This is a genomic window from Klebsiella sp. B345, assembly GCF_051131735.1.
Taxonomy (GTDB): Bacteria; Pseudomonadota; Gammaproteobacteria; order Enterobacterales; family Enterobacteriaceae; genus Klebsiella.
This window is the reverse complement of sequence record NZ_CP180443.1, coordinates 4335702-4356555: the sequence shown is the minus strand read 5'-3', so window position 1 is coordinate 4356555 and position 20854 is coordinate 4335702. Positions and strand designations below refer to the sequence as shown.

The following is a 20854-nucleotide window of genomic DNA, read 5'->3' as shown; positions in this document are numbered from 1 at the left end:
TCAAACGAGGTTAACATGTTTGGAATCTACCGCGGACGCCGCCTGGCACTGTACATCCTGCTAGCCATCATTATCGCCACCCTGGTGGGATATAGCACCTATACTTTTGTAAAACTGATATCCGGATAATGACATTAACTGACATTTTAATGCTATTAATTTAATTACAAATAACACTCAATTTATTAACGAAGGGGTGAGAATAAATAATATAAGAGCTACGATGAACAACGTAGAATAATAACGAGGGAAAGCATATTGCGTTAACCGTTTTTTTCCCGGACAATATGTTTTTTAACTGATGATTAACAAAATAATGAAGCATCCGCTTGAAACGCTCCTGTCTGCCGCCGGTATTTTATTGCTGGCCCTGCTCTCATGTTTACTGCTGCCAGCGCCCTCACTCGGGCTGACGCTGGCACAAAAGCTGGTCGATACCTTCCATCTGATGGATCTCAACCAGTTTTACACCCTGCTTTTTTGCCTGTGGTTCCTGATGCTGGGGACGATCGAGTATGTGGCGTTACGTTGGATCTGGCGTCGCTGGTTTTCGCTGGATCGCTAAGCCGGTAAAATCACGCATCCCGGCCACCAGCGCCTCGCACCAGGCGGCGTAGTCATGACCGCTGGAAGAAGGATGGAAGCTGACCCGATAGCCTTTTTCACGCAGCGCCTGCTCAAACGCGCGGGTATGACAGAATACCCCGCCGTTAGCCCCAGAGCTTTCAAAGCGGCCCGCCTGCAACCAGAAACGCACCGGGTAGCGCGGCGACTGCTGATACTGGCGCGTTAACCAACAGGCCTCTTCATCTTTTGGCGCCCACCAGTAAGCTCCTGACAGGCTGAGGACATGGGCAAACTGGCGCGGATAGCGCAGCGCCACCCAGGATGCCGCCAGCCCGCCGTAGTTCGAGCCCGCCACCACAGTTTTTTGCCGCGTGAGGTTCAGCCCCTGCTGGCGTAACCACGGCAGCAGTTCGTGGGCCATAAAGTCCGCAAAGAAGGGATTCGGCAGCAACTCTTTCATCCGTCGCGCCTGATCGAGGCTATCGATAAACACCACGTTCACCGGCGGCACCATATGGTGGGCAATCAGATTGTCCAGCACGTTAGCAAAGCGATATTCATCCTGATAGGTTTTGCCATCAAGCAGCAGCAGCGTCCAGCGCGCGGGTTGCGGCAGGCGTGGCCGATAGATCCGCACTTCCCGGGTATTTTGCAGAAAATCACTGCGGAGGTGGTGGCGGGTCAGGGTGCCATAGCGCAGCGGTTGCGCCATCCGGCGTGGAGTACAGTAGCGTGCCGGATCCAGCGCCAGCAAAGAATGGCGGCCCCAGCGATCGCTGGCGTGGTTGACCGTGTGTGGATTGAGCGGATCGGCCTGAGCGCTGATGAAAATCGCTCGCCGTAGCTCATCCCCTACCCCGTCAACCCGCGGCACATCCGGCGCCAGCTGATACTGCATCAGCGTATCGGCCGGGACAACATAGCTGCGAAACCAGACGTCAGAACCGCCAAGCCGGAATAGCGGCTCGTGCTCTCCTGCGGGCGATCCCAGCAGGAAGACATTGTTCTGCGCCCCGCGCCACAGGAAAGTGACCCGCTTGTACTCTGCATCGACCGGCTCCACCATCGGCGTGCCTTCAAGCTCACGCTCGTGCCAGAAAGACGCCGTACAACCGCCCGCCGCCAGGGTCTGCTTCAGCGCCTGCAAACGCGGGCTGATGGGATCCTGAGTCTGGCTTTTGCTCAGCGTGGTAGTCTCTTTCATCCGCCAGCAAAAACGCCAGCGGGCCCCTTCCTGGCCGTGGAAAACCAACGCCGAAGGACGATTCACTGGCAGGGAAAACAGCAACAACTGTTCACCGTCCGGTGGTCCGTCGGTCAGCAAGGTACGCAAGCGACGGTTATGTTCATCCAGTAACCGGGCGTCGGTCACCCCGTAAATCGTCGCCGTGACGTAGTTCACACCCAACGTCGGCAGATCAAAACAGACCTCACCGCTGGCATCGAATTTTCCCTGCAACTCCCCCTGCAGAGAGGGGGACTCGCCGTCGATCGCCGCCGCAGGCAGAGCACTCTCCCCTACCTGCAGACCACTCCATGCCCTCTTCATCGCCCGGTTTATCCTTGTCAGAATTTACCAGTAACGCTAATGCAAATGGTAATGATTTGCAATAACACGCAAAGCGATGACAAGTCCGTTGACGCTCCGCCGGTTACCCGGCGGCGGGCTTTTAGTGGGCGCTGTTGTGGTTATCTTTGCGGTAGGCACCCGGCGGTTGATGGAACGTGCGGGTGAAAATGCGGGTAAACGTCTGCTGCGAATCAAAGCCGTATTTCAGGCAGATATCATAGACCCGCTGATCGGTGTCACGCAGGTCACGCGCCGCCATCCGCAGTTTTCGCTCGCGGATATAGCGCCCCAGACTCTCCCCTTTGTACTGTAAAAAGAGACGTTGCAGATGCCATTTCGAATAGCCGGAGTGGCGAGCAATATCGTCAATACGCAGCGGTTGATGCAAATTATCATCGATCCAGCCGACAATCGTCTCAATGACCTGAGCGGAAATAGTCATCAGTTCTCTCCCCCGTTGAAGCACACTGGCAATTACCGCCACCAGCGATGAAATGATTGTGTGTGATCGGCAACCCAAACCGGTTCGCCCTGCATCGGCGTTAACAGCCGCCATGGTCGGTCTTTACTCGCCTCAGCCAGCTTGATGTACGGGTCGTCCCAGCTGTGTTTTGCCAGCACAAAGCGCCCCGCGTGTCCCGGCAATACCGCCCGAGCGCGCAGATCGTCGGCGGCCTGCGCCGTTTCGTCAGGCATCATATGAATGTATTTCCAGTCCTGGTCGTACTGACCGTTCTCCAGAATCGCCAGATCCACGGCACCAAACTGTTCGCCGATGGCTTTAAAGTGCGGGCCGTAGCCGCTGTCGCCGCTGTAGTAAATCTTTTGCTGCGGGGTGACGAACATAAAGCTGGCCCACAACGTCTGATTGCGTTTCAGCCCACGCCCGGAGAAATGACGCGCTGGCAGCACGTGGACCGTCAGTTCATCACTGACCGGTACTGCTTCATTCCAGTCAGCCTCGCTGATTTTCGCGCCGTCCATTCCCCAGTAACGCAGATGTGAGCCGACACCGAGCGGCGTCACCACGCGTTTGATTTTCGGCATCAGCGCTTTGATGGTGGCGTAATCGAGATGATCATAGTGATCGTGGGAGATAATCAGCAGATCGATCTCCGGCATGTTCTCCGCCCGCCAGGGATAGTCACCGGGGAAGGCTTTATTGAGGAAAGAGAACGGTGCGGCATAGTTGCTAAAGACCGGGTCGATCAGGACTCGTTTGCCGGCCAGTTGCAAATACCAGGAAGAGTGGCCGAGCCACACCATCGCATCCTGCCCTACCGGCAGGCTGGCAAGATCGGTTTTCACCAGCGGCAGCGGCTGTGCCGGGCGCGCATTTTCACGCTTAACGACCAGAAACTCCCACCAGGCGGCCAGCATATTTTTCTGTCCGGTAAAGCCTGGCGTGGGCAGCTGATTATGGAACTGGCCGTCACGATAGTTCGGCGACTGTTCCACCAGGCTAAGCTGAGCGCCCTGCGGCGCACGACCAAACCCGGCATTTAACACAAACGGCAAAGCGGTTGCTGAGGCTAATAACATGATGGCGACCACGCTTAGAGTGACACGGTTCATAACCTGACCAGATGAAACCCTCTATCCTGAGGGTTGGGTGATAACACTTGATTATGAGTGAGTAAGCACTCATTATTAGGAAAGCAGCGAAAGTCGTCAAGACGATTTTCAATTTTTGACATACACCGTTGCAGTGGCATGTCCAGACATGCTTAGATCGGGGTTTCATCACATGTGAGGTAAATTGTAGTGGCTCGTCCTAAGAGTGAAGATAAAAAGCAAGCGTTACTGGAGGCCGCAACCGCCGCCTTTGCCCAGTCGGGCATCGCCGCCTCAACCTCCGCCATTGCCCGCAGCGCCGGGGTGGCCGAGGGAACGCTGTTCCGCTATTTCGCCACCAAGGATGAGTTACTCAACGAACTGTACCTCGCGATTAAAAGCGGCTTAGTCCAGTCGATGGTGAGCGGGCTGACGCCAAATGAAAAACGGCCGAAAGAGAACGCCCGCAACATCTGGAACAGCTATATCGACTGGAGTATTCGCCACCCGATGGAGCACAAAGCGATCCGCCGGATGTCGCTGAGCGAGCGCATCACCGACGAAACCCGGGCCCGGGTCAAAGAGATGTTTCCCGAACTCAACGAGATGTGCCAGACCTCCGTTAAACCGGTCTTTCAGAGTGAAACCTTCGGTGCCTTTGGCGATGCGCTGTTCCTTTCTCTGGCGGAAACCACCATCGAATTTGCCAGCCATGACGTGAAACGGGCGCCTGAAATCATTGCCCTCGGGTTTGAAACCATGTGGCTGGCCCTCCACGTGAAAGATGAATAATGGATAATATCTCGCTGCACGCCAGCGCCCATCGTCTGGCCCTGGCCTACCCGTTTACCGAGCACTGCTGGCCGTTTGGCCCGGAGTACGACGTCTTTAAAGTGGGCGGGCGCATTTTTATGATCACCATGACCCTGCGCGGTCGTGCGCTGGTCAATCTGAAAGCCGAACCGCAAAAATCCCTGCTCAATCAACAGATTTACCGCAGCATTGAGCCGGGTTACCACATGAATAAAAAGCACTGGATCACGGTCGTGCCCGGCGAGGATATCAGCGAGGATCTGCTGGCTGAACTGGTTGATGATTCCTGGCATCAGGTGGTAAACAAGCTGGCAAAACGCGATCAGAAACGGCTGCGCCCGGAGCGATTTTCAGGCTAACACGATAAGTGTTATCGCATTTTTGTCTCTTATCATTCCCTCGCCTTCGCTGTACTCTTCTGTCACTAACCGCTCCGTCCGGGAGCACTCAAATTACCTTGAGCATAAGCAGTGAGGAAGAGTTATGGATATTATCTCCGTCGCCTTAAAGCGCCACTCCACGAAAGCCTTTGATGCCTCGAAAAAACTGACTGAGGCGGAAGCCAACGGCCTGAAAACCCTGCTGCAATTCAGCCCGTCGAGCACCAACTCTCAGCCGTGGCACTTTATTGTCGCCAGCACCGACGAAGGGAAAGCGCGGGTCGCGAAAGCCGCCAGCGGCACCTACGTCTTCAACGAACGCAAAATCCTCGATGCCTCTCACGTGGTGGTGTTCTGTGCGAAAACCGCAATGGACGATGCCTGGCTGACCCGCGTGGTTGACCAGGAAGAGGCCGACGGCCGTTTCGCCAGCCCGGAAGCCAAAGCCGCGAACCATAAAGGCCGCGTGTTCTTTGCTGATATGCACCGCAAAGAGCTGCAGGACGACAATCACTGGATGGCGAAACAGGTTTACCTTAACGTCGGTAACTTCCTGCTCGGCGTGGCGGCCCTGGGGCTTGACGCGGTGCCGGTAGAAGGCTTCGATGCCGCAATCCTTGATGCCGAATTTGGCTTAACCGAACAAGGTTTCACCAGCGTGGTCATCGTCCCGGTGGGCCACCACAGCGTCGAAGATTTCAACGCCGCACTGCCGAAATCACGCCTGCCACAGGCGACGACCATCACCGAGATTTAACCCTCCCGCGCACGCCGCTCGCCGGCGTGCCAGATTTTCTCGGCATACCGCCCCAGGATCGCCAGCGATACCGCCAGGATCAGGAAGAACACCACCTTGTGCATACTCTCCCAGAAATATTCGAAAAAACGGGTGTAGAGGTTAATGCCGAGGAACGTCAGGCCAAACCCGCGCAGCATCCCGTCCTCGGTTTTCAGACTGATGTAGATACAGATCCCCGCCGCAATACCAAATAACAGCGCCCACGGCAGCCGCTGCGCCTGAGAAATGCTGTACCAATGGTCGGGGTCGTGATAGCCGAATATCGACAGGATCCACAGGGCGATAAACAGCCAGGTCAACCCCATCGCTTTACTGACGGTCAGCAGGCGACGCTGCTGCAGCCAGTGGCGTAACAGCCAGCACAGCGCCAGCATCACCCCGGAAAACAGCACAAAGCGCAGCGGGTAGCTCATGCCTAACCAGTAAGCTCCCCACCCCGACACATAGCCGGTTTCCGCGCCAAACCAGTTGCCCAACGCCAGCAGGAAAAACAGCCACACCAGCCCGGAGCGGGCGGCGATACCAATGGCGCCATAGATAGCGCAGCCCACCAGAAACAGCGGTGCGATGTGGCCGCTGCCGTTATCCAGCCGCTCGCCGAGTTGCCAAATGGCCACCGCGGTAAAGACCACCCCGACAAACAGAATCGCTTCGGTGCTGTAGTGCCAGTGCAGCTCTCGCCGCTGGCGGCGAAAGCCCCACAGGTAGCAACCGAGCGCAATTGCCGCCGGCAGTACGATCCGCGCCAGCGCCGAATCACGGAACAAAACGGCCAGCCAGGCCAGCAGATCGCTGTCGGCAAACAGACTGCCCAACGCGATCAACAGGCAGGCCAGCGCCGTCCAGAAGGCGTAGCGGCTCAGGCGCTGCCAGTCAAAAGGCGTCACCTCCAGCGTGCCCGCCAGCCGCTGGCGTTCTGCCTCGCTCAACGCCCCTGCGGACTGCCACTCATCCAGCGCCCGGGCAATCACCCGATGTTGTTTCCTGGTTACGTTCATCTGCGTTCCCTGTGGTTATCAGTAGAGTGCATCCTGCTTATCCAGCCATGCCAGCGCCTGTTCGCCAGACTCGTCCATCGGCAGATAAACCAGCAGCCGCGCGCCATTACGCGGGGCGGAATACCAGTACATCTGTTGCAGACTGAAACGCCCGAGCTGCGGATGGTTGAAGTGTTTGACCTGATTCTCCACGCCGCGGACTTCATAACGTTGGTGCCACAGCGTTTCAAACTCGGCGGAGGCGGCAAAGAAGCGCGCCAGTTTATTCTCCCACAGCGGATCGCCCCGATGTTCGGCCATCGCCGCGCGGAAATAGGAGACAAAGGTCGGCAGTACATCACGGTTTTCGATGCGGCTGCGCCAGATGTCGTTGGTCAGATAGAGATAAATACAGTTGCGGTCTTCTTCGGCGAGCTGGGCGAAATCAATCCCCATCAGGCGGCAAAAGCTGTCGTTCCACGCGACAATATCGAAGTTGGGTTTCTGAATGCTCGCCGGCTGCGGCATCAGGCTGTCAATCAGCCGCCGGGTTCCCGGGCTGATGGCATCGCAGACTGCAGCCGACGGCGCCTCCGGTGGCGTCAGGCCGGCCAGCACGAACAGGTGGCGGGTTTCCAGCGGGCTGCACTGCAGGGCGTTCGCCACCCCCACCAGCACCGCTTCCGACGGGTTCACCTCGCGCCCCTGCTCCAGCCAGGTGTACCAGGTGACGCCGACATCCGCCAGCATTGCGACTTCCTCACGGCGTAGACCCGGCGTGCGCCGCCGTCCGACCCGCGGCAGACCAAGCCGTTGCGGATCCAGACTCTCGCGGCGGGCGCGCAGAAATGCCCCCAGTTGCTTACGGCTGTCATCGGGTGCGATTGACAGTGCTTCCCGTTGCGGCATTCCCGTCATATATCCTCCAGCATGGTAGTACCAATACCAGTATAGACAGGAACTGGTACCCGTTTAATTTATCGGTAATGCTACGACCATCCGCTGAATGACGCAATGGAGCGATCCGATGAATTCGTCTGCTGTTTCACCCGGCCGTGCCGGTTTACTGCTGCTGTTGACCGGCCAGATGCTGCCGCTGATCGACACCTCAATTACTAACGTCGCACTGGATTCGATTACCCACTCCCTCGATGCCAGCGCCACCCAACTGGAGCTGATTGTGGCGCTGTACGGCGTCTCGTTTGCGGTGTGCCTGGCGATGGGCAGCAAGCTGGGCGATAACTACGGCCGCCGTCGGCTGTTTATGTGGGGCGTGGTGCTTTTTGGCCTCGCTTCTCTCCTGTGCGGCATGGCGGGTTCCATCGGCGAATTGCTGGCGGCCCGCACGCTGCAGGGCGCAGGGGCGGCGCTGATCGTGCCGCAGGTTCTCGCCACCCTGCACGTCACCCTGAAAGGGACCGCCCATGCCCGCGCCATTAGCCTGTACGGCGGGATCGGCGGGATTGCGTTTATTGTCGGGCAGATGGGCGGCGGCTGGCTGGTATCGGCCGATATCGCCGGGCTGGGCTGGCGTAACGCGTTCTTTATTAATGTCCCGATCTGTCTGCTGGTACTGGCGTTTAGTCAGCGCTTTGTGCCGGAAACCCGGCGTGAGGCCCACGCCGCCATTGACTGGCAGGGTACCTTCAGCCTGGCGCTGATCCTCTGCTGCCTGCTGTTTCCAATGGCGCTGGGCCCGGAGCTGCACTGGCCCTGGACGTTACAGCTGATGCTGCTGGCGGTGCTGCCGCTGCTGGTCTGGATGCGGATAAGCGCGCTGCGTAAACAGCACCGCGGCGAGCAGCCACTGCTGCCCCCACGCTTGTTGAAGCTCACCAGCATCCGTTTCGGTATGGCGATCGCCCTGCTGTTCTTTAGCGCCTGGTCCGGCTTTATGTTCTGCATGGCGCTGACGATGCAGTCCGGACTGGGGATGTCCCCGTGGCAGTCGGGCAACAGCTTTATCGCCCTTGGGATCGCCTATTTTGTCTCTGCGTTATATACACCGAAGCTGATTGCGCGCTACAGCATGGGACGCATTCTGCTGACCGGTCTGGGGATACAGATAGCCGGCCTGCTCCTGCTGATAGCCACCTTTCAACACTTCGGCCAGCACACCGCCGCGCTGGCGATGGTGCCGTCGACCGCGCTTATCGGCTACGGCCAGGCGCTGATCGTTAATAGCTTCTATCGTATCGGAATGCGCGATATTAGCGCCTGCGATGCCGGTGCCGGCAGCGCGATTCTGAGCACCCTGCAGCAGGCAACGCTGGGATTAGGCCCGGCGATCCTCGGTTCGCTGTTTTTAACCCTCGCCCAGTGCAGCGGCGGTAACTATCCCCAGGCGCTGATCGACTTCCTGGCTGTAGAGGTGGTGATGATGCTGCTATTAGGCGCCATTGCCCTGCGAATGCGCCATCATCTGAGCGTTCACCCGGTGGCGGCCGCCTCGTAAACCCGGCGCATCACGTCTGATTTGCATAATATACATCCAGCGGTCATCATAACCGCTGGATGTACAGGAGACGTTATGCAGGAATTAATATCGCAAATTGCCGCATTAGGCATCAAAATCACCGCAACTACTTCACTCGTCATTATCTTCGGCATTATTTTACTGACGGCGATCGTCGTTCATTTCATACTGCACAAAGTGGTGTTGCGCGCCTTCGAAAAACGCGCGCGGGCCAGTAGCCATTTGTGGCTGCAAATCATCACTCAGAATAAACTGTTTCACCGTCTGGCCTTTACCCTGCAAGGGATTATCGTCAATGTTCAGGCGGTCCTGTGGCTACAAAAAGGCAGTGAAGCTGCCGATATCGTCACCACCGCCGCCCAGTTGTGGGTGATGATCTATGCCCTGCTCTCTTTCTTTTCGCTGCTCGATGTGGTGTTCAATTTATCGCAGAAGTTCGCCACCGCCTCGCAGCTTCCGCTCAAAGGGATCTTCCAGGGGATTAAGCTGGTCAGCGCCATTATCATCGGCATTCTGGTGATTTCGCTGCTGATTGGTCAGTCGCCGGCCATTCTGATCAGCGGCCTGGGCGCCATGGCCGCGGTATTGATGCTGGTCTTTAAAGACCCAATCCTCGGCCTGGTAGCCGGGATTCAGCTCTCCGCCAACGACATGCTGAAACTCGGCGACTGGCTGGAGATGCCGAAATACGGCGCCGACGGCGCGGTGATTGATATTGGCCTGACCACCGTGAAGGTGCGTAACTGGGATAACACCATTACCACCATCCCCACCTGGTCGATGGTTTCAGACTCCTTTAAAAACTGGAGCGGCATGTCCGCCTCGGGCGGTCGGCGCATTAAGCGCAGCCTGAATATCGATACCACCAGCATCCATTTCCTTGATGAACAGGAGCAGCAGCGCCTAATTCAGGCAAAACTGCTTAAGCCCTACATGGATTCACGCCATCAGGAAATCAGCGAGTGGAATCAGCAGCACGCCGCCGACAGTTCGATACTAAACCTGAGAAAGATGACCAATATCGGTACTTTTCGTGCCTATTTGCAGGAATATCTCCGCAATCACCCGCGGCTGCGCAAAGATATGACGATGATGGTTCGCCAGCTAGCGCCGGACGCCGACGGCCTGCCGATCGAAATTTACTGCTTCACCAGCACGGTAGTGTGGGCTGAGTATGAGGAAATTCAGGCCGATATTTTCGACCACATCTTCGCCGTGGTTGACGAATTTGGCCTGCGGATCCATCAGTCGCCGACCGGCAACGATATCCGCTCGTTAGCGGCGGTGGGCAGGAGCTAACAATCAGGTACTGGCGCGGTCAATGACGCGCCAGTCCATCATCACCCGCTCGGCAGCGGCATCAGGATTATCGATTTTCTTCAGCAGCAGCGTCACCGCCTCGCGGCCAATCTCGCGGGACGGCTGTTCAACGGTGGTCAGCTGCGGCGAGACCATCTCCGCCAGTTCGGTGCCATCAAAGCCCATTACGGCAATATCTTCCGGCACCCGCAGCCCGGCCAGGGCAATCGCGCGCAACGCTCCCGCCGCCAGCGAATCTGCCACCGCAAACACCGCATCCGGCGGCTCTTTGCCGGCCAGCAGCGTCTCCATGGCGGCTTTACCCGCGGCGGCGCTGAGATCGCTGGCATAGGCCACCTGTTGATAGCCCATTCCCCGGACATGCAGGACGTTTTTATACCCACGTTCGCGCAGGCGAGCATAGCGATAGCTCAGGTCGTGGTTGATCAGGGCGATGCGCTGACGCCCGCGCTCCGCCAGGCGTGAGACCGCCCCTTGCGCCGCGTCAATGTCGTTGATGCCGACGCAGGAAATTGTGCCGCTATCGGCGTATTCGGCACACTGCACCCATGGCGCCTCACCGATCATCATCGTCAGCTCCGGCAGGCTGGCGAGGGCGTTCATAGTAATAATACCGTCAACCACTTTGCCCGACAGCAGCCGCAACCCCGAAGTGGATCGCGCCAGATCGGAACCCGAGTTACACAGCAGGATGCGGTAGCCGTGCTTTTCCGCTTCTTCTTCAATTCCCTTCACCACTTCCGCGCAGAAGGGGTTGGCGATATTCGACACCATCACCAGAATCATGTAGCTCCGCGCCGTGCGCAGTTGACGCGCCAGCAGGTTCGGCTGATAGTTGCTCTCTTTTATCGCCTGCAGCACGCGTTCACGGTTCTTCGGTTTCACGGTATCACTGTTATTCAGCACCCGTGAGACGGTGGCCACCGATACCCCCGCCAGGCGAGCAATCTTCTGAATTGACATAACGGCTGCATTTCCTGCGATAAAAGTAATTGTGCGCAGGCTATCATAAATACGCCGTCGATGGTGGCGTGGCGGGAGAAATCGCGATGTTCACTGCGGCTTGTCGCCAGCCGTGATGGGAAAAACAACAAATAATCGGGGCTATTTTCCGGGCGCGGTCAGCGCGATGATAGCGTCGTAAACCTGAGCGCCGGGACGGTGCTGTTTTTCCGCCTGGCCTGACATAATAAATACGTTAAGGATGATGCCACCATGAAGATTAAAATCACGCTTCTCGCTATCGGCTGTTCACTCATTGCGCTCACCGGCTGTACCTCGTCTAAATCCTCACCGGAGCGTCACGCTTACTATTTCATTGCCCACCGTTCCGATTTTGTCGGCGGCAATTACGCCGTGAACCGCCAGGAGAACTACCGCCTCAATCTCCCGACCTTCACCGAAGCGTATCAGCGCGGACAGAAGGATCGGAGCAGCGGCGTCAGCGAAAGCGCGGCCCGCAGCAACGCCGAGGCGATCAAGCAGCAGATCGCCAAAGGGAGCCAGACGCAGCACGCCTTTACCGGCAACAGCAGCGATAAATGGGAGCATCAGATGGAGAATAAAGACGCCGTGCTGTTCGGTAACGAACTTTCCGGCGCCTATCTGGATGGTTATCTCGGGGTGAAATAACGCCCACTGCGCCACCCCGGTGGCGCAGCGTTTTCCTGCTATCGCGCGACGCGAACCCAGCGCTGCTGCTCGTGACTTTGCAGAATGGCGTCAATGATATACATCACATCCGCCCCTTCATAGAACGAGGCGAAATGCCGCTGCTGTGCCTCCGGCATCTTCCCGGCACGCACGGCCTGATAAAAGCTCAGCATCATATTTTTAAAGGCATCCGGCCAGCCCTCAATATGCCCGCCCGGAAAATGGGCGCTGGCGGCGACATCGTGCTGCATCAGCCCGGGATCGTCGCTGAGCAGCTGGTTTGGCTGCGCGCGCTGACCAATCCACAAACGCTGCGGCACCTCCTGATCCCACGCCAGCGAACACTGGCTGCCGTTTAATTCCACCGCCAGGCGGTTCTTTCTCCCTGCGCTAACCTGCGACACGGTAAAGCAGCCTTTACTGCCGTCTTCAAAGCGAAACAGCACCGACCCCATATCTTCGGTATCCACCTGCCGCGCTTCATACTGCCGATCGTCTCCCGGCTGGCTGAAGGTGGCCTCGCCCGCCACCGCCGCCTGGCGCGTCGGCCAGACGATGGAGAGATCCGCCATCACCTCGGTGATGCGTTTCCCGGTCATAAACTGCACCGTGTCGCACCAGTGGGAGCCGATATCCGCCACCGCCCGCGAGGCTCCGCCCAGCGCCGATTCCACCCGCCAGTTGTAGTCGGTTTGCCACAGCATCCAGTCCTGTAAATAGCTGCCGTGTGCTGAAAACAGCCGTCCGACCTGCCCTTCGCGCACCATGCTGGCGGCCTGCTGAACCATGGCAAACTGGCGGTAGACAAAGCTCACGCCGTGCACCACGCCAGCGCTTTCCGCCAGCGACACCAGCTCACGCGCCTCCTCCGGCAGCATGCACAGCGGCTTTTCTGAGAACAGATTCAGCCCGGCGCGCAGCACCTGACGGTTAATCTCCGCGTGCAGATGATTCGGCGTACAGTTATGCACCACCTGCAATCCCGGATGTGCCAGCAGCGCCTCAACCTGCCCGTAGGCGTGAGCGACATTCAGCTGCTGCGCTTTGCGCTGTGCCTGGGCCAGGTCGCTGTCGCACAGCGCCACGACCTCAATATCCCCCACCCGGCGCAACGCCTCGATATGCGCCGGGCCGATAAACCCGGTGCCAATAATGCCGACCTGAATCATCCTTGCGCCTCCTTGCCGTTGGCAAAATCATCAAATGCCCGCCCGGAGACCGGAATGATGTGGCGGCGAATAAACTCACTGCCTTCACGCGCCCCGGCTTCAGCCTCCTTCAGACAACACTCCCACTCCAGTACCGCCCAACCGTCAAAGTCATACTCGGTGAGCTTGCTGAAAATACCTTTGAAATCAATCTGCCCGTCGCCCGGCGAGCGGAAGCGCCCGGCCCGCTGCAGCCAGTTCTGGTAGCCGCCATAAACCCCACTGCGCCCGTCACGGCGGAACTCGGCATCTTTGACATGAAAGGCTTTGATCCGCTCATGATAGATGTCGATGTAGGCCAGATAGTCCATCTGCTGCAGGTGTAAATGGCTGGGATCGTAGAGCATATTGCAGCGCGGATGGTTATCCACCCGCTGTAGGAAGCGCTCAAAGGTCACGCCGTCATGCAGGTCCTCACCGGGATGGATCTCGTAGCACAGATCGACCCCCTGCTCATCGAAGCTATCGAGCAGCGGCCGCCAGCGGCGCGCCAGTTCATCAAAGGCCTCATCAATGAGCGTCGGGTTGTGCGGTGGCCAGGGATAAAACAGCGGCCACGCCAGCGCGCCGGAGAAGGTCGCGTGGGCCTGCAGGCCTAAGCGCCCCGAAGCGATAGCCGCCTGGCGCACCTTCTCCGCCGCCCACTGTTGCCGCGCCTGCGGCTGACCGCGCAGCGCCGCCGGTGCAAAAGCGTCAAACGCTGCATCATAGGCCGGATGAACCGCCACCAGCTGCCCTTCCAGATGTGTGGACAGTTCGCTGATGGTCAGGCCATGCTCCGCCAGCCGCCCGCGAATATCATCGCAATAGGTCTGGCTCGCCGCCGCTTGCTCAACATCAAAAATCGCCGGATGATTACACGGGATCTGCAGCGCCTGATAACCTAACCCGGCGGCCCAGGCCGCGATCCCGTCCAGGGTGTTAAACGGCGCCTGCGGCCCGATAAACTGCGCCAGGAAAATCCCCGGTCCCTTGATCGTTTTCATACCCCCTCCTTAAAATCAGTGCTGCTCTTTCTCGTTGTACTGGAAAGAGAAAAGGAAAATCAGTGCAATAACCGCAGCCGCCACCGCCGGGATCCACCAGAAGGTGACCCACGCCTGCGGCACGGTCTGCCCGGCCACCAGTTGGTTATACAGCGCGCCGGAAATCTGTGAGCCCAGCAGCATGCCGATACCGTAGGTAAACATAACGATCATGCTTTGCGCCTGGCCTTTGACCTTGTCCCCCGCCACGCGGTCGGTATAGATAAAGCCGACGACAAAAAAGAAGTCATAGCACACGCCGTGCAGCAGGATGCCGAGATAGAGCAGGAAGCGCCCCTCTTCACTCACCCCGAGGGCAAAGAAGGCGTAACGGACAAACCACGCCACCATCCCGACCAGCAGCATGTATTTCACCCCCAGACGACGGAACAGCAGTGGGATCACCAGCATAAAGGCGATTTCCGACATCTGACCAAACGACATCGCGGTGCTGACATCCGCCACGCCCGCATCCGCCAGATACGAAGCGGTATAGGCGTAGTAGGTCCCCAGCGGAATGGAAATCAGCGTGGCGCAGAGCGAAAAAATAAAGAAGTGGCGCGTCTTCAGCAGCGCGAAAGCGTCGGCGCACAGCAGATCGCGAAATTTCACCGGGATGCCTTTGGCCGGTGCAGGCGTATGCGGCAGCGTCAGGCTATAGACCGCCAGCACCACCGAGCACAGCGCCGCCAGATTAAAGATAGTGGTGGTGTCAGAAATCCCGGTAACCCCGATACAGATCCCGGCAATAATCCAGCCGATGGTGCCGAAGACGCGCACCACCGGGAAGGTCTTATCGACGTTGCTGAGGCTGTGGAAGGCGATATTGTTGGTCAGCGCCAGCGTCGGCATATAGCACAGCGTATAGCCAAACAGCAGGCCGATCAGCAGCGCGCCATTCTGCGCCACCAGCGCCTGCGGGACGAACCACAGGATCACCGCACCCGCCAGATGCATCACCGCCATCACCTTCTGCGAGGCAAAGAAGCGGTCGACCAGCATCCCCAGCACAAACGGCGACAGGATCGAGGCAATCGGCCCGGCAGAAAAAGCATCGCCAATCAGCAACGCCATGTCGTAGCGGGTCATTACCAGCCCCAGGGTCACCGACCAGCTTCCCCAGATAAAGAACTGCATAAACATCATTAGCGACAAACGCGGCACCAGAAACCGGTGCTGCACGCAGGCATTTTCACGACCTTCACTTGTGGATACCATGTTTACACCCTCAAAAAGTAATCGATTACAAAACATCCCGACATAGAAAGTAATCGATTACAAAAAGAAGATCCTTAGCGAAATACCTTAAGCGCGAAGACGATCACAATAAAAAGCAGAGTGCCCCGACGGATGCCGGGGCAAGAGATATTACGCCGGACGGCGCAGCAGTTTGAAGACCACAAACAGGAACAGGATCCAGACCGGCAGCAGAATGGCCGACAGGCGCATGCCGTCGATGGTACACATCAGCACCAGGATCAATGCCAGGAAAGCAATGCACAGATAGTTGCCCCCCGGCGCCAGCAGCGCTTTGAACTTCGACTCGCGGCCTTTACGTCGCTGCGCGGCGCGGAATTTCAGGTGCGCCATGCAGATCATGATCCAGTTCAGCAGCAGCGTCGCTACCACCAGCGCCATCAGCAGACCCAGCGCTTTTTGCGGCAGCAGATAGTTCAGCAGGACCACCAGCGAGGTGATCACCCCGGAGAGGATCAGCGAATTCACCGGCACACCGCGCTTGCTGACGCGGGCGAGAAACGTCGGCGCGTTGCCCTGCACCGACAGGCCGAACAGCATCCGGCTGTTGGAGTAGACGCCGCTGTTATACACCGACAGCGATGCCACCAGAATGACAAAGTTCAGCGCAGAAGCCACCACGTTACTGTCAAGATTGTGGAATATCATCACAAACGGGCTGCTGTCAGAAGTGATCTCCACCCACGGGTACAGCGCCAGCAGGACCACCAGCGAACCGATATAAAACAGCAGAATACGGTACACCACCTGGTTTACGGCCTTTGGAATGCTCTTTTCCGGGTTCTGCGCTTCCGCCGCGGTAATACCGATCAGCTCCAGACCGCCGAAGGAGAACATAATCACCGCCAGCGACATCACCAGGCCATGCCAGCCGGTGGCAAAGAAACCGCCGTGGCGCCACAGGTTATCGAAGCCGGCTTTGCTGCCACCGTGGCCACCAAACAGCATCCACAGGCCAAACCCGATCATACCGATAATCGCCAGCACTTTGATCAACGCAAACCAAAACTCCGCCTCGCCGTACAGGCGGACGTTCACGAGGTTAACGGCGTTGATAATCACGAAGAAGGCCGCGGCCCAGACCCAGGTGGGGACATCGGGAAGCCAGTACTGCATATAGATGCCGGCAGCGGTCAGCTCAGCCATGCCCACCAGCACAAACATCACCCAGTAGTTCCAGCCAGAGAGGAAACCGGCAAACGGGCCCCAGTATTTATAGGCAAAGTGGGCGAAGGATCCGGATACTGGCTCTTCCACGACCATTTCACCGAGCTGGCGCATGATCAAAAACGCCACGATCCCGGCGATCGCATAGCCAATTAACACCGCCGGACCGGCCATTTGGATCGCCGGACCAATTCCGAGAAACAGACCGGTACCAATGGCGCCGCCCAGAGCAATTAACTGAATATGTCGGTTCTGTAAACCGCGATGAAGCGCCGGACCGCTTTCTGCTGCGGTATCTGGCTGCGTTGACGCATCTTTCACGTCGATCACCTGTTAGTTTTTATGAAGGGGCACCTTTTTACACTTCTGCTGGCCCTACTTCAAGTTACAGATGCGCTGGCCAGCGTGGTGAAGACGGGAGATCGGCGGGAGAAAACAGCGACAGGCGGGACGAGCCAGCTGCAGCCCGCCCCGGCATGAAGGGTTAGAAATCGTAGCTCATCGAGACCTTAACGGTACGAGGTTCGCCCTGGAACAGATAGGTACCGGTATCATCAATGCCCGACCAGTAGTTCTCGTTGGTGACGTTATCCACCCCGGCACGCAGGACCATCTGGTTTTGGTTCTGATTTAGCGCCAGGCGGTAGCGAACGCCCAGGTCAAGAGTGGTATAGCTGTCGAGTTTTTTGCTGTTCGCTGCATCGGCGTACTGGGAACCGGTATGGTTGACCCGCGCGGTCGCCGTCAGGCCCTCAACCGGCTTGATGTCATACTCTGCCCCCAGAACGGCGTAGAAGCGGGACACCCCCACAGCATCTTTACCGTCATTGGTGCCCTTCGCCGTTTTGGTCTGCTCCGGATCCAGCCACTGCATGCTGCCGTTGAGGCGCAGGCCCAGCGTCGGTTCACCAAAGACGTTCAGCTCTACCCCACGGTTACGCTGTTCGCCATCCAGACCGTAGTAGCCGTTAGCGTCCGAAATTGCGTTTGGCTTTTTAATCTCAAACAGCGCCAGCGAGCCGCCAAGGGTGCCGTAGTCAATCTTCACCCCAACTTCATCCTGCTTCGAGTGGGCGATCCCGGTGCTCTGCCCGGCGTTAGCCGCGGTGCTCGGTGCTACGCTCCCAGGTTGTAATGCTTCGGTGTGGTTGGCGTACAGCGACAACGAGTCCCACGGTTTGTAGACCAGCCCCACCGTCGGCGTCCAGCGGCTCTGGGTATAGCGCGAGGAGGTGTCCTCCAGACCGGTTTTATTGCTGTAGTTGCGCACTACCACTTTCTGATGACGCGCGGCGGCGGTGAGCAGCACCTTGTTATCCAGGAAGCCCAGCGTATCGCTTAACAACCAGCCCTGGGTGCGGCTGCGGGACGTGGTCAGCGGGTCGAAATAGTTACCGCCAAAGTAGGCGTTATCCGGCATCGCCACATCGTGGTTATCGTAGATATTGGTGGTCGGGTTTTTAGCGGACATTCGCCATGCGGTAGCATCGGTTCTGACCTGAGCGGCATAGCCCACATTAACCTGATGCGAGATGGCGCCGGTGGCAAAATCACCGCGCAGGCCGCCCATACCGCTGATGGAGTCAATAATACGGTTGGTATCCAGGCGTCCGACGGTGGCATCGCCCTGCGCGTTCAGCAGTTTCGGGGCGCTGTAGGTGCCCGTTTCATGCGAGTGCTGACCGCCGAGCGCGCCGTACAGCGTCCAGCTATCACTCATGTCATATTCGGCTTTGGCCATGCCGAACTCGCTCTCGATATCGCTGTAGCCCCACTTCTGGCTGTAGTTTTTACTGTTATCCGGCAGCGCAGGGACAAAATCGACGCCGCTGATATTGACCCCCATGGTCCCGCCGTGGAAGGTCTTTTTCTGATAGCCGAAATCGAGCGAGGAGCGGAAGCGGTCGCTGCGGTAGTCCAGTCCCAGAGAGGCCAGGGTCGTGCGCTGTTTGTCATTATCGACCGCCCCTTCCCCTTCACGGTGCACCAGGTTTACCCGAGCGCCAAACTGGTTGTCATCACCAAAACGACGGCCAAGATCAAGGCTGCCACCGACCTGAGAGTCAGAGGTATAGTCCACGCCCACCCGGGCGGTTGGCACATCTTCTGCCCGTTTGGGTTCGAGGTTAATCATCCCGCCGACGCCGCTGCTGGCGACGCCATTGAGCAGACCGTTAGCCCCTTTGAAGACTTCCACCCGCTCCAGCATCTGGGTATCCATCACCTGACGCGGAACCACGCCTGCCAGGCCGCCCATGGTCATGTCGTCGCCATCGAGCTTAAAGCCGCGAATGCGATAAGTCTGAGCAAAGTTACCGTAGCCCTGTACCACCTGGACACCCGCGTCGTTGTTGACCACGTCAGCGATAGTGTGCGCCTGCTGGTCCTGAATCAGTTTCGCGGTATAGCCGATGACGTTGAACGGCACATCCATCGCTTTTTGTTCGCCGAGCATGCCAAGACGGCCGCCGTGGGCAATCTGTCCGTCGAGGAAGGCCGGCACCACCAGATCGCCGCCGGCTTTAAAATCGTCGCCTTCGCTGGCCTGAACGACCATAACCTCTTCGTTTTTCTGGTTGGCAGCGGTGCCATCAGCCGCCATTGCGCCGTGGGTAATGGCGCCGATCGTGAGTGCCAGCAGCGTCTTGCGCAGCGGCAGTGTGGTAAGGGTGGTGTGCATAATGATCCCATCGCATAAAGAAATAAAACAAATGGCCCGCAAGCGGGCCAGAAATCGTTATTTTGCCTGCAGGTCGATGCGGACAACGCTGTCCGGACCTTTGGTCGAATGATCTTTGTTAAACGGCTGTTTGACGGTGACAAACAGCGTCTGGCCGTCGGCGGAGAGCAGCAGGCTGTTCGGGTTCGCCGGGATCTCCCACGTGTGCTTCAACGCATAGCTGGTGCCATCGAGACTGATAACCTTGCCGGATTCGCGCTGGGAGATATAAATCTCATTGCGTGCCGGGTTGAACTGCACCGCCAGCGAGTCGCCCACGTCCAGCTGCTTAATCACCTTACCGCTATGAATGTCCAGCACCAGGGTGGTTTTGGCCTGCGAGTTGTCGGTGACGAACAGGCGACCAGTTTTGCTATCTTCAGCAAGGTTCAGCAGCAACGCTGGCTTGTCGCCGAGCGGTTTCCAACGCTGTTCAATCCGGTTGTTACGCGGGTTGATCACCAGAATTTCCCCGCTGCCGTTGGCGGCATACAGACGCCCGGTTGATGCGGAATAGTGCAGGCCCGTCATCCATTTTCCGGTGTTTTTAATCCGCGTTTTCAGCTTCAGCGTGGTGGCATCCACCACCCAGATTTGCGCAGGATCGGCAACGGCGCCGACATAAAGGGTGTTATCCAGCAGCAGGATCTGGCGCGCGCCGTACGGCATATCTTTGTCATTGCGCTCGCTAAACAGCAGGCGTTTTTTCACTTTACCGGTAGCGGTGTCGATGGCGCTGATGCCGCCATCCAGCGAGTTCGTGACGAACAGCGTGCTGCCGTCTGGCGTTATCTGGACCGCAAAGTTTTTCAGGTCGGTGTGGCTCAGGCCGATCGTCTTAAGGGTTTTCGGGTCGAGCTTATACACCGCCCCGCCCTGCACATCTTTAAACCCTTCCGCGCTGGCAACATACAGAGCATCGCCCTTCGGGCTGAGCGCCATTTCATACAGCCCCTCCGCCAGCTCGCGTTTGAGCGGCTGTGCGGTGGCGGTGGTGGTTTTCTCTACCGCAGGCGGGTTGACAGGGGCAGCGCGGTTGGCAGCGCAGCCGCTTAAGACAGCAGAAATCGCCAGAGCTAATACCGGTATGGTGTATTTCATTGTGGAGATCCTTAACAAAATCAATGAACCGGTGGTAGCTCCGCGCCGATATTATGGTTTTCCGGCCTGACGAGAGTGAGCCCCACCCTGTGCCTTCGCTGTTTCCGTGTGAGCAAGTCACTGGCGCAGGTCAGTCCATGCTTAGCCTGCAAACAAAAAGAAGAATGAGAACTATACGCATTATCTTGTAGCGCACAAGCCGAATTATGCCGCCGGAAGGTAAAAGCGATAATCTGCTGATAACCGGACCTTTAGTACGAGGCTGCCG

Annotated in this window: 19 protein-coding genes; 7 read left to right on the top strand and 12 right to left on the bottom strand. The window is 57.9% G+C overall.

From position 1 onward, the window contains the following. Window positions 1–316 precede the first annotated feature (316 nt). The gene (locus ACMYSO_RS20430) at window positions 317–565 is read left to right on the top strand and encodes a DUF1158 domain-containing protein (RefSeq protein ID WP_434667341.1); all 249 of its coding nucleotides are present in this window, start codon (window positions 317–319) and stop codon (window positions 563–565) included. Here the strand turns inward: ACMYSO_RS20430 and ACMYSO_RS20425 are convergent. From ACMYSO_RS20425 to ACMYSO_RS20415, 3 genes are all read right to left on the bottom strand, one after another. After that, on the bottom strand, window positions 524–2116 hold the full coding sequence (locus tag ACMYSO_RS20425) for an alpha/beta hydrolase (RefSeq protein ID WP_434667338.1): 1593 nt from the start codon (window positions 2114–2116) through the stop codon (window positions 524–526). The two genes, ACMYSO_RS20430 and ACMYSO_RS20425, sit on opposite strands and share 42 nt — an antisense overlap. Window positions 2117–2237: 121 nt before the next feature. Beyond that, entirely contained in the window at window positions 2238–2579 is a 342-nt protein-coding gene (locus ACMYSO_RS20420) for a RamA family antibiotic efflux transcriptional regulator (protein WP_123755857.1), read from the bottom strand. Between the two features lie 32 nt (window positions 2580–2611). Further along, a complete protein-coding gene (locus ACMYSO_RS20415) occupies window positions 2612–3712 on the bottom strand; it encodes an MBL fold metallo-hydrolase (RefSeq protein ID WP_434667335.1) in 1101 nt (366 codons plus the stop codon). A 189-nt stretch (window positions 3713–3901) separates the two neighbouring features. Here ACMYSO_RS20415 and ACMYSO_RS20410 point away from each other — a divergent pair, with 189 nt between their 5' ends. From ACMYSO_RS20410 to nfsB, 3 genes are all read left to right on the top strand, one after another. Next, window positions 3902–4483: a TetR/AcrR family transcriptional regulator gene (locus tag ACMYSO_RS20410; protein ID WP_434667332.1), complete on the top strand. Its 582-nt coding sequence runs from the start codon at window positions 3902–3904 to the stop codon at window positions 4481–4483. Next, window positions 4483–4863, top strand: coding sequence for an MmcQ/YjbR family DNA-binding protein (locus tag ACMYSO_RS20405; protein ID WP_434586001.1), 381 nt, complete (start codon window positions 4483–4485; stop codon window positions 4861–4863). Before ACMYSO_RS20410 ends, ACMYSO_RS20405 begins: the two co-directional genes overlap by 1 nt. 124 nt (window positions 4864–4987) lie before the next feature. Continuing rightward, the gene (gene nfsB, locus ACMYSO_RS20400; protein WP_434667329.1) at window positions 4988–5641 is read left to right on the top strand and encodes an oxygen-insensitive NAD(P)H nitroreductase; all 654 of its coding nucleotides are present in this window, start codon (window positions 4988–4990) and stop codon (window positions 5639–5641) included. Here the strand turns inward: nfsB and ACMYSO_RS20395 are convergent. Together ACMYSO_RS20395 and ACMYSO_RS20390 are read right to left on the bottom strand one after the other, a co-directional pair. Further along, window positions 5638–6681, bottom strand: coding sequence for a DUF2157 domain-containing protein (locus tag ACMYSO_RS20395; RefSeq protein ID WP_434667326.1), 1044 nt, complete (start codon window positions 6679–6681; stop codon window positions 5638–5640). The genes nfsB and ACMYSO_RS20395 overlap by 4 nt on opposite strands. 18 nt (window positions 6682–6699) lie before the next feature. Then, window positions 6700–7578, bottom strand: coding sequence for a helix-turn-helix transcriptional regulator (locus tag ACMYSO_RS20390; RefSeq protein ID WP_434586004.1), 879 nt, complete (start codon window positions 7576–7578; stop codon window positions 6700–6702). Window positions 7579–7687: 109 nt separating this feature from the next. Between ACMYSO_RS20390 and ACMYSO_RS20385 the strand changes: the two genes are divergently transcribed. Together ACMYSO_RS20385 and ACMYSO_RS20380 are read left to right on the top strand one after the other, a co-directional pair. Then, entirely contained in the window at window positions 7688–9115 is a 1428-nt protein-coding gene (locus ACMYSO_RS20385) for an MFS transporter (RefSeq protein WP_434667323.1), read from the top strand. Window positions 9116–9190: 75 nt separating this feature from the next. After that, complete coding sequence (locus ACMYSO_RS20380; RefSeq protein WP_434667320.1) at window positions 9191–10435, top strand: mechanosensitive ion channel family protein; 1245 nt, start codon at window positions 9191–9193, stop codon at window positions 10433–10435. 3 nt (window positions 10436–10438) lie between these two features. Here ACMYSO_RS20380 and ACMYSO_RS20375 read toward each other — a convergent pair whose 3' ends face one another. Next, window positions 10439–11419, bottom strand: a complete 981-nt coding sequence (locus ACMYSO_RS20375; protein ID WP_434667317.1) for a LacI family DNA-binding transcriptional regulator — start codon at window positions 11417–11419, stop codon at window positions 10439–10441. A 252-nt stretch (window positions 11420–11671) separates the two neighbouring features. Here ACMYSO_RS20375 and ACMYSO_RS20370 point away from each other — a divergent pair, with 252 nt between their 5' ends. After that, window positions 11672–12088, top strand: coding sequence for an Exc2 family lipoprotein (locus tag ACMYSO_RS20370; protein WP_434667314.1), 417 nt, complete (start codon window positions 11672–11674; stop codon window positions 12086–12088). Window positions 12089–12126: 38 nt separating this feature from the next. Here ACMYSO_RS20370 and ACMYSO_RS20365 read toward each other — a convergent pair whose 3' ends face one another. The 6 genes from ACMYSO_RS20365 to ACMYSO_RS20340 all read right to left on the bottom strand — a co-directional run bounded on the left by ACMYSO_RS20365 (window position 12127) and on the right by ACMYSO_RS20340 (window position 20586). Further along, window positions 12127–13278, bottom strand: a complete 1152-nt coding sequence (locus ACMYSO_RS20365) for a Gfo/Idh/MocA family protein (protein WP_434667311.1) — start codon at window positions 13276–13278, stop codon at window positions 12127–12129. Then, window positions 13275–14303, bottom strand: coding sequence for a sugar phosphate isomerase/epimerase family protein (locus ACMYSO_RS20360; RefSeq protein WP_434667309.1), 1029 nt, complete (start codon window positions 14301–14303; stop codon window positions 13275–13277). Before ACMYSO_RS20360 ends, ACMYSO_RS20365 begins: the two co-directional genes overlap by 4 nt. A 15-nt stretch (window positions 14304–14318) precedes the next feature. Next, a complete protein-coding gene (locus ACMYSO_RS20355) occupies window positions 14319–15524 on the bottom strand; it encodes an MFS transporter (RefSeq protein WP_434670849.1) in 1206 nt (401 codons plus the stop codon). Between the two features lie 186 nt (window positions 15525–15710). Then, window positions 15711–17087 carry a phenylalanine transporter gene (gene pheP / locus ACMYSO_RS20350; RefSeq protein ID WP_434667306.1) on the bottom strand — a complete coding sequence of 459 codons (1377 nt, stop codon included), beginning with the start codon at window positions 17085–17087 and terminating at the stop codon, window positions 15711–15713. Window positions 17088–17250: 163 nt separating this feature from the next. Then, entirely contained in the window at window positions 17251–19446 is a 2196-nt protein-coding gene (locus ACMYSO_RS20345; RefSeq protein ID WP_434667303.1) for a TonB-dependent receptor, read from the bottom strand. Between the two features lie 57 nt (window positions 19447–19503). Beyond that, window positions 19504–20586 (bottom strand): YncE family protein, encoded by a 1083-nt coding sequence (locus tag ACMYSO_RS20340; protein ID WP_434667300.1) that lies wholly within the window; start codon window positions 20584–20586, stop codon window positions 19504–19506. Window positions 20587–20854 lie beyond the last annotated feature (268 nt).